A 12,272-nucleotide genomic window follows, 5' to 3' on the forward strand; every position below is an offset into this window, starting at 1 on the left:
CACGACGATCGACACCGGCCGCGGCTTGCCGGCCGGCGGCGCAATGGTGCGACGCCGTCTCAGACGCGACACGGCGAGCACGATGCTGGCGAGATTCGAGAGGATGAGGACGGTTGAAAGCGTGGCGGCTATGAGAGTGAGTTGCATCGAGATCCGGTCACTCCAGGAAAACCGGTCCGCAAGATGACCGGTTTCAACAGTTCAGCAGAGCGCCCGAGTCGCGCGTCACCAGTCCGCGCACACCATCATTGTCATATGTCACTTAAATGACATTCTTTGTCGGCACCTGCCCGCGAGGCCGGCCAGAGGAGGCTTCGATCGGTTGACCTAACCGCACGGAGCGCCGAAAGTTCCGCTGGAACCGTTTTTTGGAGCCGCTTATGTATAGCGCCGTCACGCGCAACATCGAAGTGCAGGTCAGGCCGTTCTATCTGGAGGACCGTTCGGATCCCTCGGAGAACCGCTATGTCTGGGGCTATCAGATAACGATCGACAATCAGTCGGACGATTTCGTGCAGCTTCTGTCGCGCTATTGGCACATCACCGACGGCACCGGCCGGGTCGAGGAAGTGCGCGGCCCCGGCGTGGTCGGCGACCAGCCCGAACTCAATCCCGGCGACAGCTACCAGTACACGTCCGGTTGCCCGCTCTCGACACCGTCCGGCATCATGGTCGGGCATTACACGATGCGCAACAAGCGGGGCGAGACGTTCGACATCGCCATTCCGGCGTTTTCGCTGGACTTGCCGGGGACGCGGCGGACGGTGAATTGATTTCGCCTCACCGGCCGCGGAGCGACCGGTGAGGCGTGGTTTCTACTCTACTGGGCCGCAAATTCCGCCGGGTCGAAATCATATTGCTTCGAACAGAATTCGCAGGCGACGTGGATGCCGCCGTCTTCGGTGCTGTCCTTGATCTCCTGGGCGGAAAAACCCTCGAGGATGCCGCGGATCTTGTCCCTGGAGCACGAGCACTGGTCGGCGACCGGAACGCCGCCGAAGACGCGCACGCCATGCTCGTGGAACAGCCTGTAGAGCAGCCGCTCGGCGCCGATCGTCGGGTCGATCAGTTCGGTCGGCTCGATGGTGCCGAGCAGAGCCAGCAACTCCTGCCAGGAATTGTCGACCGGATCGTGGATCTCCTCACGCGGATCGCCATCGCCGCCCGGCAGGTCCGGGACGCGCATGCGCTCGGGCGACTGCGGCAGGAACTGCGCCAGGATACCGCCGGCGCGCCATTGCTCGCGGGCGCCGCCGGGACCGGGCGTCAAAAGCTTGGCCACCGACAGCCTGATATCCGTCGGGATCTGCTCCGACTGACGGAAATAGGTGCGTGCCGCGTCTTCCAGGGTCTCGCCATCGAGCTGGACGATACCCTGATAGCGCTGCGTATGGGCGCCCTGGTCGATGGTCAGCGCCAGCACGCCACTGCCGAGCAGCGTCTGTTGGGAGGTTTCGCCCGCCGCGACCAGCGCTTCCAGCCGGTCGGCATCGAAACGCGCATAGGCGCGCAGCGCCGAGGGCGTGGAAAAATCCGCAACCAGCATGTCGACGGGTCCGTCGGTGCGGGTCTGCAGGATGAACTTGCCCTCGAACTTCAGCGAAGTGCCGAGCAGCACGGTCAGCACACAGGCCTCCGCCAGCAGGCGGGCGACCGGCTCGGGATAATCGTGGCGGCTGAGGATGGCGTCCAGCATCGGCCCGAGTTGGACCGTGCGGCCGCGCACGTCGAGAGGGCCGACCTCGAACGGCACGACGTGATCGTCGCCGGCATAGCCGAATTCGCCGAGTTTGGGGTGATGTTCAGTCACTTGATAGGTTTCCAACATGACAAAGCTCCAGGGCGCGGCCATGCCGCCCTCCGGGGCGCATGCGTCGAAACGCGCTTGATTTGCGTGATGCGGCGCAAATAGGCATCACACGCCCGCAGATCAAGCTCCCAGGGATCAAGCGCCCAGACACTTCAAGCGCCTAGACACCAGGCAAGCACGGCCTTCTGGGCATGGAGCCGGTTCTCGGCCTCGTCGAAGACCACCGAATGCGGTCCGTCGATAACCTCGTCTGTCACTTCCTCGCCGCGATGCGCCGGCAGGCAGTGCATGAACAGCGCGTCCGGCTTGGCTCTCGCCATCAGCTTGGCATTGACCTGGTAGGGCGAGAACACATTGTGGCCGCGGGCGCGATGCTCCTGGCCCATCGACACCCAGCAATCGGTGACGATGCAGTCGGCCTGATCGACGGCTTCCTCGGGCGAGCGGGTGAAGTGCAGCTTGCCGCCATGCGCCTGCGACCAATCGATATGCTTCTGCGCCGGCTCGCTGCCTTCGGGAACGGCGACGTTGAGGTTGAAGCGGAACCGGGCCGAGGCCTCGAGCAGGGAATGCAGCACATTGTTGCCGTCGCCGGTCCAGGCGATGGTCTTGCCGGCTACCGGACCGCGATGTTCCTCGAAGGTCATGATATCGGCCATCAGCTGGCAGGGATGGGTATCGTCGGTCAGTCCGTTGATCACCGGCACGGTGGCGTTCTCTGTCAATTCCAGCAGCCGCTCATGCGAGGTGGTGCGGATCATGATCGCATCGACATAGCGCGACAGCACCTTGGCGGTGTCGGCGATGGTCTCGGAACGGCCGAGCTGCATCTCGGTGCCGGTCAGCATGATGGTCTCGCCGCCGAGCTGCCGCATGCCGACGTCGAAGGAGACGCGCGTGCGCGTCGACGGCTTGTCGAAGATCATCGCCAGCACCTTGCCTTCGAGCGGTTTGGTGCGCTCGCCGGCCTTGAGCCGCGCCTTTCGCACCACCGCGTCGTCCAGCATCAAGCGCAGGTCGCCTTCGGAAACGGTGGAAAGATCGGTGAAATGGCGAACTGACATCAGCAATGATTCCGGGATTACTTCGCCGCGGCGGAAGCGATCGCCTCCGCCAGGCCCTTGGCGCCGGCGCGGATGCGGTTGAGCGCGTCATGGATCTCGGCGTCGGTGACGGTGAGCGGCGGCAACAGGCGAATGACGTTGTCGCCGGCCGGAACCGTCAACAGGTGCTGGTCGCGCAAGGCCATGTTCACCTTGGTGTTGGGCATGGCGCATTTGAGGCCGAGCATCAGCCCGGCACCCCTGATGTCCTCGATGATTTCGGGAAACTCGTCGGCGACCGACGCCAGACCCTGCTTCATCAGCAGCGCCTTGCGCTGGACATCTTCGAGGAAGCCGTCTTCCAGCACGACATCGAGCACGGCGTTGCCGACCGCCATGGCAAGCGGGTTGCCGCCGAACGTGGTGCCATGCACGCCGGCGGTCATGCCGACCGCCGCTTCATCCGTGGCAAGGCAGGCGCCCATCGGGAAGCCGCCGCCGATACCCTTGGCAATCGCCATGATGTCGGGCGTTACACCCGACCATTCATGTGCGAACAGCTTGCCGGTGCGGCCGATGCCGCACTGGACCTCGTCGTAGATCAACAGCAGGCCGTGCTGCTCGCACAATTGCCTGAGCCGCTTCAGCGACTGCGTCGGCACCGGGCGGATACCGCCCTCGCCCTGCACCGGCTCGATCAGGATCGCGGCCGTCTCCGGCGTGATCGCCTTTTCGGCGGCGTCAATGTCGTCGAAGCCGACCTGGTCGAAACCTTCGACCTTGGGGCCGAAGCCCTCGAGATACTTGTACTGGCCGCCAGCCGCGATGGTCGCCAGCGTGCGGCCATGGAAGGCGCCTTCGAAGGTGATGATGCGAAAGCGCTCGGGATGGCCTTTGACGAAATGGTAGCGCCGCGCCGTCTTGATCGCGCATTCCAGCGCCTCGGCGCCGGAATTGGTGAAGAACACCTTGTCGGCGAAGGTGGCGTCGGCCAGCCGTTCGCCAAGCCGGCTCTGCCCGGGGATCTCGTAGAGGTTGGAGACATGCCACAGCTTGGCTGCCTGCTCGGTGAGTGCGGCGACCAGGTGCGGATGGCTGTGGCCCAGCGAATTGACGGCGATGCCGCCGGCGAAATCGAGATATCGCTCGCCCTTGTCGGTAATCAGCCATGTGCCTTCCCCGTGGTCGAAGGCCAGGGGTGCGCGAGCAAAGGTCTCGTAAAGCGCCGAACCGCTCATTATATGCGTCTCCGGTACCGGAAAATCAAAAAAGCCGCCAAAGCGGCGGCCTGTGCGGCTTATCCTGTTTTTCGGCCATGAAGTCAACGAAAACGTCGCGTAGTGGCGCGCGGCAAGCCCCCCGACGGGACGCCGGCTCATAAGCGACCGGGCAAGTTGGGGAAAACCGAAAAAACCGATTCGTGTTGCACTTGGGACTCTTGTCACCGAGTCAGCGCATAGAGTAGTTGTAGTCGAGAAATAACTAGATTTCGTGCGGCGGACCTAATCACCAGATATATGTGGTGTCTGCCCTGGCAAATGTTGCCGGGTCGGGAGAAGGATTCCGATTGCCGCACGCTTAGAGGAGCGCGGTCTCATGAACTGGACTGACGAGCGGGTAGAACTCTTGAGAAAACTGTGGTCGGAGGGTCTGAGCGCAAGCCAGATTGCTGCGCAGCTTGGAGGGGTCAGCCGCAATGCGGTCATCGGGAAGGTGCATCGGCTGAAACTGTCGGGCCGCGGTCGCTCGACCGCCACGCCAACACGCCAGAAGAAGGCAGCGCAAGGATCGACTGTCCAGAAATCGGTATCACGCGCCGCAACCACGGCACGCCATGTCACGACATCGGTCGGCGCGACCGCTTTGCAGACGCAGTTCGACGCCGAACCCGTGGCACGCCATTACATCCGCCCGGTCGAAAATGTCGTGCTGCCGATCTCGCGGCATCTGCAGCTGGTCGAGCTGACCGAGCGGACCTGCAAATGGCCGAACGGCGATCCGCTTTCAGAGGACTTCCATTTCTGCGGCAACGATGCCGCCGAAACCGGTCCCTACTGCAAGTACCACGCCCGCGTGGCATTCCAGCCGGCATCGGAGCGGCGGCGGAGCAGGTAGATAAGGGAATAGGGGAGTAAGGCAGTAGGGCAGTATGTGCGCGGAAAGTCGCGCTCACGAAATGCCACCCTACTGCCCTACTGCCCTACTGCCCTACTGCCCTACTGCCCTACTGCCCTACTGCCCTACTGCCCTACTGCCCTACTGCCCTACTTCACAACCAGCCATTCTTCCTGAACCGCCAATACAGAAACGCGCAGATCAGCGCGATCGTGGCCAGAACCACCGGATAGCCGTATTCCATCTTCAGTTCCGGCATGTCGCTGAAGTTCATGCCGTAAATGCCGGCGAGCGCCGTCGGCACCGCCAGGATTGCGGCCCAGGAAGCGAGCTTCTTGGTGTTGGCCGTTTCCTGACTCTGGCCGACCAGCAAGCTCGCCTCGAAAGCGAATGCCAGCACCTCGCGCAGGCTGTCGATCTTCTCCTGAACGGTGCGGATGTGATCGGTGACGTCGCGGAACAGCGGATGCATGGCGGTGTGGATCTGCGGCAGCTCGGCGCTGGTCAGCCTTCGGCAGACTTCGACCAGCGGAAGCGCGGCATTGCGCAGGCGCAGGAGATCGCGGCGCAGCATATAGAGCCGCTCTATGTCGGGAGCGGTCATCGGCTTCAGCAGAACCTTGTCCTCGATCGCCTCGACCTCGTCCTCGATCTGCTCGAGCACCGGCATGTAATTGTCGACGATGAAATCGAGGATGGCATAGAGGACGAAATCCTCGCCCTTGGCCAGCGAGTGCGGGCAGCTTTCCCAGTGCTGACGAACGGCGGCATAGGACGTCGAGGGACCGTGCCTGACGCTGACTATGTAGCCTGAGCCGACGAACAAATGGGTCTCGCCGAAGGTGACCCGGCCCTCGATCAGCTGCGCGGTGCGGGCGACGATGAACAAGGCGTCGCCATATTGCTCGATCTTCGGCCGCTGGTGCGGGTGCTCGGCATCCTCGATCGCCAGCTCATGCAGGTGAAACTGCGCCTGGACGCGCAGCAACAGGTTACGGTCGGGCTCCAACAGGCCGATCCAGACGACGTGACCGGATTTTTTTGCCCATTCGCCGGCTTCCTCGATGGGAATGTCGGCGATGCGGCGGCCCGCGGTGTAAACGCCGCAAGCGATAATGCCGGATATCGGCGCAGGCGCCGGGGTCAGGTTCCGAACATTTTCCATCACGACCTCCCGGAGCAAATCCACGGACGAGGATAGAGGCAAAGCCCGGAAAGCTTATCGTAAATCGGGTGACGGTTCGAGAGGCGGCGTTCACTTCACCGGCTGCGTCTCGGAAAGGCTGATTTTGTCGGTCTTGTCGCCCTTGGGCCGCTCAGCCGGCAACTGATCGCCGGTGACGATGTAGTAGATGGTCTCGGCTATGTTGGTGGCGTGATCACCGATACGCTCGATGTTCTTGGCGCAAAACAGCAGATGCGTGCAGGGCGTGATGTTGCGCGGATCTTCCATCATGTAGGTCAGCAATTCGCGAAACAGCGATGTGTACATGGCGTCGATCTGGTCGTCACGATCGCGCACGAAGCCGATCTTCTCCACCGAACGGGACGCGTAGACGTCGAGCACTTCCTTGAGCTGGGTCAATGCCAGGTTGGACAGAGCCTCGAGGCCGCGGAACAGGCTGGTCGGCTGGCGTCCGTCGGTGACGGCGACAACCCGCTTGGCAACGTTCTTGGCGAGATCGCCAACCCGTTCGAGGTCGGCGGAGATGCGGATGGTCCCGACTATCTCGCGCAAATCCGCCGCCATCGGCTGACGCTTGGCAATGATGATGATCGCCTTGTCGTCGATTTCGCGCTGGCCCTCGTCCAGTACGGTATCGTCGCGGATGACCTTCTGGGCAAGGCCCGGGTCGGCATTGACGAGAGCGGTGACCGCCTGTTCGACCATGCGCTCGGCATGGCCACCCATCGCGGCGATGCGCTTCGACAGATATTTCAACTCCTCGTCATAAGCGCTGACGATGTGCACGGACTGCATGGCAAATGCCTTCCCACGGGGTGTTTTGATTTTGAGTCGTTTCCTCGAATCCCCGCTGATACGCTAGCCGGATGACAGAAAAAAGAAACAGTGCCCTTGAATTAGGGCGATATCAGTGCGCCGGCAAATGAACCGAGAATGCCGCGCCGTTGCCGACTTCGGACTTGATCGAAAGCCGGGCGTTGTGGCGCGTCAGGATATGCTTGACGATCGACAGGCCGAGGCCGGTGCCTTTCTGGGTCCGGCTGGTCTCGACATCGACGCGGTAGAAGCGCTCGGTAATGCGCGGAATGTGCTCCTCGGGAATGCCAGGGCCAAAGTCCCTGATCGTCACGTCGATGCCCGGCTCTGGTCCGGCATCGCTATGCGCTATGGATACAACCACGCGCCCACCCGACTGCCCGTATTTGCAGGCGTTTTCCAGGAGGTTCTCGAAAACCTGGAAAAGCTCATCGCGATCGCCAGGCACATGAAGCGGTCCGTCGGCGTAGCGCCGCTCGATGGCAACGGCGTTTTCGCTGGCCAGCGGTCCGAGCGAGTCGATGACGCTGTCGACGGTCTGGCGCAGGTCCACCTCGGTTCCCGGCTTCAGATAGGGTTTCATCTCGAGCCGCGACAGCGACAACAAATCGTCGATCAGACGCGCCATGCGGCCGGTCTGGCTCTGCATGATCTGCAGAAACTGGTCGCGCGCCGCCGCGTCGTTGCGGGCTGGCCCGCGCAGCGTTTCGATAAAGCCGGCGATGGAGGCAAGTGGGGTGCGCAGTTCGTGGCTGGCATTGGCGATGAAGTCGGCGCGCATGCGGTCGATCCTGCGCGTTTCGCTCTGGTCCTTGAACACCAGCACATAGAGATCGGTGGCGTGACCGACCGAGGACACGCTCACCCGGTAAGCCCGTTCGACCGGCAGCTTCTCCGTATAGTCGACGATATCGGAGGCGACATCGCCCGATAGCACGCCATCCAGCAGAGCCTGCATTTCCGGCGCCCGGAATTTCAGCGACAGCGACATGCCTGGCGCGATGCCGCCGAAAGCGGCGAAGGCGGCGGCGTTGGCATGGACGATGGTGGCAGCCCGGTCGAAGATGATCAGCGGATCGGCGACGGCGGCGGCCAGATATTCACCCGAGAGCCTCTGCAGGCCGGTGGCCTCGATGGCGGCTCCGCTGCCAGTGGATTGGCGCGCGCCGGCGGCCGGCAGTATTGCCGCTGCAAATAGCAACAGCAGCGCCGCGAGGACGACATAGGCTGAAATCCCGGCCAAGGCATAAACGGCGACGACCGCGACGACGCCGGCCGCAAGCAGCCAGCGGCTGTTCCACAGCCGTGCGGCCATGGTTTGCGCGATGCCTCTCTGCTCTGTGTCCAGGTCAGCCATCTGCCCGCGGGCCCGCACCCCATGCCTTCGCACCCGGTCCACGGTGGCGGAAAAACTTCCACTAGACCGTTCCGGAGGCTCCCCATAGCATGAGTCCGGAAGCTGGAAAGGGTTCGTCTCGATGAAAAAAGCCAAGGAAAGTCCCGCCGCGCCAACTTCGGGGCCGCTGAAGATCAGGATCGGCGGCAAGGAACGGGAGTTCGACATCGAAAACCCCGTGCTTCCCGACTGGGTCGAGGACAACAAGCTGACTGCCGGCGGCTATCCCTACGACAAGAAGATGAAAAGTGATGAGTATGACGAGACGCTCGAGAAGCTGCAGATCGAGCTGGTCAAGGCGCAGGCCTGGCTGCAGTCGACCGGCAAACGGGTGATGGCGCTGTTCGAGGGCCGCGACGCTGCCGGCAAGGGCGGCACGATCTTCGTGGTGCGCCAGTACCTCAATCCGCGCACGGCACGCAACGTGGCGCTGACCAAGCCGACCCCGACCGAACTGGGGCAATGGTACTACCAGCGCTATGTCGACCACTTCCCGACTTCAGGCGAATTCGTCACCTTCGACCGCTCCTGGTACAATCGCGCCGGCGTCGAGCCGGTGATGGGTTTCTGCACGCCGCAGCAGCACGAGCAGTTTCTCGACGAGACGCCGCATTTCGAGCGGATGATCTCCAACGAGGGGATTCACTTCTTCAAATTCTGGCTGAACATCGGCCGGGAAACGCAGCTCGAGCGCTTCCACGACCGCCGCTACAGCCCGCTGAAGAGCTGGAAGTTTTCGCCCATCGACGTTGCGGGCATCACCAAGTGGGACGACTACACCAAGGTGCGCGACACAATGTTCGAGCGCACCCACAAGGAATTCGCGCCGTGGATCATCGTACGGGCCAATGACAAGCGGCGCGCGCGGCTTGCGGTCATGCGGCGCATCCTGTCGTCTCTGCCCTATGAGGGGCGCGATCTCGAAATCATCGGCAAGGAAGACAAGAAGATCATCGGCGAAGGGCCGTCATTCCTGGGAAAACAGGATTGACGCTTTTTTGCGTCGCGCGGCAGGAACCGCGCGACGCAATCATGATGCTTAAGCCGCCAGCCTGGCGATACGCTGCAATCGCCGCAGCGTCGTATCATCCTGCAGCGCCTGCTGGAAAAGCGAGATCTCCTGATCGATGCGATCGCAGAGGGCCTCGGTGTTCCCCTTCAGCAGGCCGCGCGTCTGCAGCAGGGCGGCGACCGGCTTCTTGACGAGCTGTCTTGCCCGACCAAGGGCCGCCTCCTCGACGGTGCCTCCCGGCACGATCTCCGCGACCAGGCCGAGCGCCCTGGCATCTTCGGCGCGAAGCGTGTCGCCGAGGCAGAAGAAGCGGAAGGCACCGGCGTAGCCGAGCTTCTGCGGCGCCAGGATGCTGGTCGCCGCATCCGGCACCAGGCCGAAATCGACGAACGGCACCCTGAACGTGCTCTCATCGGACGCGATCACCATGTCGCAATGGAACAGGATGGTGCAGCCGACACCGACGGCATCGCCATCGACGCAGGCAAGGATGGGCTTTGGAAACGTCGCCAGCGTGCGGAACAGGTCGGTGACGGCGGCGATCAGTTTCTGGTGCTTGGTGGCGTCGAGGAATTCGGAGAAGTCGCCGCCCAGACAGAAACAGCCTGCCAGGCCGCGCAAGACGACGACGCGAACCTCCTCATTGTCGGCTGCTTCATGGAAGGTCCTTGCCAGGCTTTCATAGGCCCTCCTGTCCAGCACCGGCCGGCCGTCACTCGACGACACGGTGACCACCAGCGTGTGGTTGCGAAGTTCAGGTTGCGGATGTGTGCTCATGACTGTCTCCGATCTCATGACGCACGCCTTTGCCCGAGCATGTCGGGATATCCCCTGGCCAGCACGGGAGCAAAATGATTGCGGCGCGACCGCACCACATCGAGTGTGTGCTCGTTGAAGGTCAGCAAGGTGGCGACCACCTGCTGGTTGCCATAGGTGCGCTGATAGCCAAGCGGGGTCGCCAGGAAATGCAGTTGCAAGGCGCGCAGCACCCACATCGGCTCGAACTCGATGATCACCTTGTCGACGCCGCGCTTCAGCCCCCACTCGACGAAACCGGCAATCAGTTCGGTGCCGACGGTCGAAACGCCGCGACGGCCATCGCGAAAACCGGGAGCCACCGCATAGCGGGTCAATTCCCAGATGTTTGGACCCGACGGCGGCGTTCCTTCGGAAAGATCGGTCAAGACCTCGGTCAGCAGATGTGGCCGCGTCGTCGGCAACATCCTCTGATAACCCGCCACTTCACCGCCCCTGATGACGATCTGATGGACCGCCTCGTCGTGATCGAACTGGTCGAGTTCGAGCCCGTCGGGGCGTCTGAGGTCATCCCACCCCATCTCCTCGACGAATATCTTGTAGCGCAAACGATGGACGGCCTCCCAAAGGTCGGGACGTTCCATCAATTCCTGGGTTGTAAGGGAAAAAAGCATTCCGCCGTCTCCTGCGTTCAGAGGAAGATACGGCCGTGCTTTGATGAGAAAATTGCGTGATCGCGTAGGCAAGGATTTCAGGTCGGCACGGCCGACCTAACTAATGTAGCCGCGCCGTATCGCTTCCGCGACGGCCTGCACCCTGTTGACGGCACCTAGTTTGCTTTTGGCGTTAAGAAGATGTTTCTCCGAGGTGTGTTCGGAAATGCCGAGGATTTGCGAAATCTCCCATTCGGACTTGCCGACGGCGGCCCATTGCAGGCATTCGCGCTCGCGCGGCGTCAGCACGATATGATCGATGGTCCTGTTCGCCATGGTGTGGAGTTGCATGGCGCGGCCAACCGCGTAGGTCGAGACCAGCGACACCTGGCCGAATTCGGCGGCGGACAATTCCACGGCCTCGCCGCCCAGCGACACCATGACGATCTGGCCGTCGAGCGTGATCAGCGGAAAGGCCAACCCATCGCGCAGTTTGAAGGCGCCGGCATCGCCCATCACCTCGCCGCTGCTCTTGTCTATGCGGATGCCTTGGGACGCTTCGTGCCACTGGAAGGGCGCCTGCAACTGTTTCATATGGCTGACGACCGGGTCATGATCGACATAGTTGCGCGCGACATAGCGCTCCAGCCACTCGCCAGGCCAATCGCAGAGAAGCACATGCTGCTTTTGCTGGCCGGCCGGCGTGCCTGGCTGCGGGACGGTTCCCGCCATCAGTGCGGTGAGACCGAAATCCGATGTTATGCCCAGCAGCCTTTCGCAGACCGCCGCCGCCGTTGCGGCGTGCTGCAGTTGGTCTATGTATTCCAGCGTGCGATCGAACTGACCCATCGCAACATCAACCCCATGTTGCCTTGTGCATTGCGGCCAATGATGCGTGCCTGATTTACACTTCGCCACCGACCACGGATTGCAAATCGCATACTTATTTTGTGGCTCCCTCTCATCGAGGCGACCGAAGCTGATTTGCAAACCGGCTAAATCATATCCTGAAATCGGCGTGTTGAAATCAAAAACCATTGTGCCTGTACCATTTTCGTACCAAAACCGGTGCGAGCACGACTGTGGCGGAGTTTTATCTTGGCGTTCCGGTGGAGGTCCTTCGCCTTTGCGATGCTGATCGGGTTGCTGTCGTTCGCCGACGGTGCGCGCGCCGCGGCGCCTCAGGTTCCGGTGCTGTGGGATGCCAAGGAGCGGCTGCCCAAGCCAGACCTTTCGAAGCTGCCCCGGCTGAGATTCCTCACCACCACGGACTTCCCGCCTTTCAACTTCCTCGACGGTGCGGGAAAGCTGTCCGGCTTCCACATCGATCTGGCACGCGCCATCTGCGCCGAGCTTGGCATTGTCGAAAAATGCCAGATCCAGGCCCTGCCCTGGGCCGAGCTGGAAGGCGCACTGCGGAAAGGCGAAGGCGAGGCGATCATCGCCGGCATCGCCGCCACACCGGAATCGCGCGCGACCTACGCC

At 62.3% G+C, this 12,272-nt stretch carries 13 protein-coding genes; 4 read left to right on the forward strand and 9 right to left on the reverse strand.

The features are described from left to right. The first annotated feature begins 380 nt into the window (after positions 1-380). Positions 381-773, forward strand: a complete 393-nt coding sequence (gene apaG / locus EN879_RS09420) for a Co2+/Mg2+ efflux protein ApaG (RefSeq protein ID WP_013533640.1) — start codon at positions 381-383, stop codon at positions 771-773. Between the two features lie 47 nt (positions 774-820). On the opposite strand, the gene EN879_RS09425 is transcribed toward apaG, so the two are convergent. The 3 genes from EN879_RS09425 to EN879_RS09435 all read right to left on the reverse strand — a co-directional run bounded on the left by EN879_RS09425 (position 821) and on the right by EN879_RS09435 (position 4,091). Then, complete coding sequence (locus EN879_RS09425; protein WP_013533641.1) at positions 821-1,852, reverse strand: Hsp33 family molecular chaperone; 1,032 nt, start codon at positions 1,850-1,852, stop codon at positions 821-823. A 110-nt stretch (positions 1,853-1,962) separates the two neighbouring features. Beyond that, the gene (argF, locus tag EN879_RS09430) at positions 1,963-2,874 is read right to left on the reverse strand and encodes an ornithine carbamoyltransferase (protein WP_013533642.1); all 912 of its coding nucleotides are present in this window, start codon (positions 2,872-2,874) and stop codon (positions 1,963-1,965) included. 17 nt (positions 2,875-2,891) lie between these two features. Further along, positions 2,892-4,091, reverse strand: a complete 1,200-nt coding sequence (locus EN879_RS09435; RefSeq protein WP_063170013.1) for an aspartate aminotransferase family protein — start codon at positions 4,089-4,091, stop codon at positions 2,892-2,894. Positions 4,092-4,449: 358 nt separating this feature from the next. Between EN879_RS09435 and EN879_RS09440 the strand changes: the two genes are divergently transcribed. Continuing rightward, entirely contained in the window at positions 4,450-4,968 is a 519-nt protein-coding gene (locus EN879_RS09440) for a GcrA family cell cycle regulator (protein WP_063170012.1), read from the forward strand. A 154-nt stretch (positions 4,969-5,122) separates the two neighbouring features. Here the strand turns inward: EN879_RS09440 and EN879_RS09445 are convergent, their stop codons facing one another. The 3 genes from EN879_RS09445 to EN879_RS09455 form a co-directional block, all read right to left on the reverse strand. After that, on the reverse strand, positions 5,123-6,133 hold the full coding sequence (locus tag EN879_RS09445) for a magnesium and cobalt transport protein CorA (protein ID WP_013533645.1): 1,011 nt from the start codon (positions 6,131-6,133) through the stop codon (positions 5,123-5,125). A gap of 90 nt (positions 6,134-6,223) precedes the next feature. Next, positions 6,224-6,949 (reverse strand): phosphate signaling complex protein PhoU, encoded by a 726-nt coding sequence (phoU, locus tag EN879_RS09450; RefSeq protein WP_013533646.1) that lies wholly within the window; start codon positions 6,947-6,949, stop codon positions 6,224-6,226. A 112-nt stretch (positions 6,950-7,061) separates the two neighbouring features. Next, positions 7,062-8,327, reverse strand: a complete 1,266-nt coding sequence (locus tag EN879_RS09455) for an ATP-binding protein (RefSeq protein WP_063170011.1) — start codon at positions 8,325-8,327, stop codon at positions 7,062-7,064. Between the two features lie 121 nt (positions 8,328-8,448). On the opposite strand from EN879_RS09455, the gene ppk2 reads away from it, so the two are divergent. Further along, entirely contained in the window at positions 8,449-9,357 is a 909-nt protein-coding gene (gene ppk2, locus EN879_RS09460) for a polyphosphate kinase 2 (protein WP_013533648.1), read from the forward strand. Between the two features lie 48 nt (positions 9,358-9,405). Here ppk2 and EN879_RS09465 read toward each other — a convergent pair whose 3' ends face one another. The 3 genes from EN879_RS09465 to EN879_RS09475 all read right to left on the reverse strand — a co-directional run bounded on the left by EN879_RS09465 (position 9,406) and on the right by EN879_RS09475 (position 11,636). Beyond that, a complete protein-coding gene (locus tag EN879_RS09465; RefSeq protein ID WP_013533649.1) occupies positions 9,406-10,155 on the reverse strand; it encodes an enoyl-CoA hydratase-related protein in 750 nt (249 codons plus the stop codon). A gap of 14 nt (positions 10,156-10,169) precedes the next feature. Then, complete coding sequence (locus EN879_RS09470) at positions 10,170-10,808, reverse strand: acyl-homoserine-lactone synthase (RefSeq protein WP_013533650.1); 639 nt, start codon at positions 10,806-10,808, stop codon at positions 10,170-10,172. Positions 10,809-10,904: 96 nt separating this feature from the next. After that, positions 10,905-11,636, reverse strand: coding sequence for a LuxR family transcriptional regulator (locus EN879_RS09475; protein WP_013533651.1), 732 nt, complete (start codon positions 11,634-11,636; stop codon positions 10,905-10,907). 282 nt (positions 11,637-11,918) lie between these two features. Between EN879_RS09475 and EN879_RS09480 the strand changes: the two genes are divergently transcribed. Continuing rightward, the coding region (locus tag EN879_RS09480) for a transporter substrate-binding domain-containing protein (RefSeq protein WP_245493810.1) at positions 11,919-12,272 on the forward strand (354 nt) is incomplete at its 3' end.

Origin of the sequence: Mesorhizobium sp. M7A.F.Ca.AU.002.02.1.1, from assembly GCF_003998535.1 — a bacterium.
GTDB lineage: Bacteria > Pseudomonadota > Alphaproteobacteria > Rhizobiales > Rhizobiaceae > Mesorhizobium > Mesorhizobium ciceri.

Excerpts from the sequence above, each read along its gene's own strand:
- apaG (WP_013533640.1), top strand. The coding sequence starts at position 381 with ATGTATAGCGCCGTCACGCGCAACATCGAAGTGCAGGTCAGGCCGTTC.
- EN879_RS09425 (WP_013533641.1), bottom strand. The coding sequence starts at position 1,852 with ATGGCCGCGCCCTGGAGCTTTGTCATGTTGGAAACCTATCAAGTGACT.
- argF (WP_013533642.1), bottom strand. The coding sequence starts at position 2,874 with ATGTCAGTTCGCCATTTCACCGATCTTTCCACCGTTTCCGAAGGCGAC.
- EN879_RS09435 (WP_063170013.1), bottom strand. The coding sequence starts at position 4,091 with ATGAGCGGTTCGGCGCTTTACGAGACCTTTGCTCGCGCACCCCTGGCC.
- EN879_RS09440 (WP_063170012.1), top strand. The coding sequence starts at position 4,450 with ATGAACTGGACTGACGAGCGGGTAGAACTCTTGAGAAAACTGTGGTCG.
- EN879_RS09445 (WP_013533645.1), bottom strand. The coding sequence starts at position 6,133 with ATGGAAAATGTTCGGAACCTGACCCCGGCGCCTGCGCCGATATCCGGC.
- phoU (WP_013533646.1), bottom strand. The coding sequence starts at position 6,949 with ATGCAGTCCGTGCACATCGTCAGCGCTTATGACGAGGAGTTGAAATAT.
- EN879_RS09455 (WP_063170011.1), bottom strand. The coding sequence starts at position 8,327 with ATGGCTGACCTGGACACAGAGCAGAGAGGCATCGCGCAAACCATGGCC.
- ppk2 (WP_013533648.1), top strand. The coding sequence starts at position 8,449 with ATGAAAAAAGCCAAGGAAAGTCCCGCCGCGCCAACTTCGGGGCCGCTG.
- EN879_RS09465 (WP_013533649.1), bottom strand. The coding sequence starts at position 10,155 with ATGAGCACACATCCGCAACCTGAACTTCGCAACCACACGCTGGTGGTC.
- EN879_RS09470 (WP_013533650.1), bottom strand. The coding sequence starts at position 10,808 with ATGCTTTTTTCCCTTACAACCCAGGAATTGATGGAACGTCCCGACCTT.
- EN879_RS09475 (WP_013533651.1), bottom strand. The coding sequence starts at position 11,636 with ATGGGTCAGTTCGATCGCACGCTGGAATACATAGACCAACTGCAGCAC.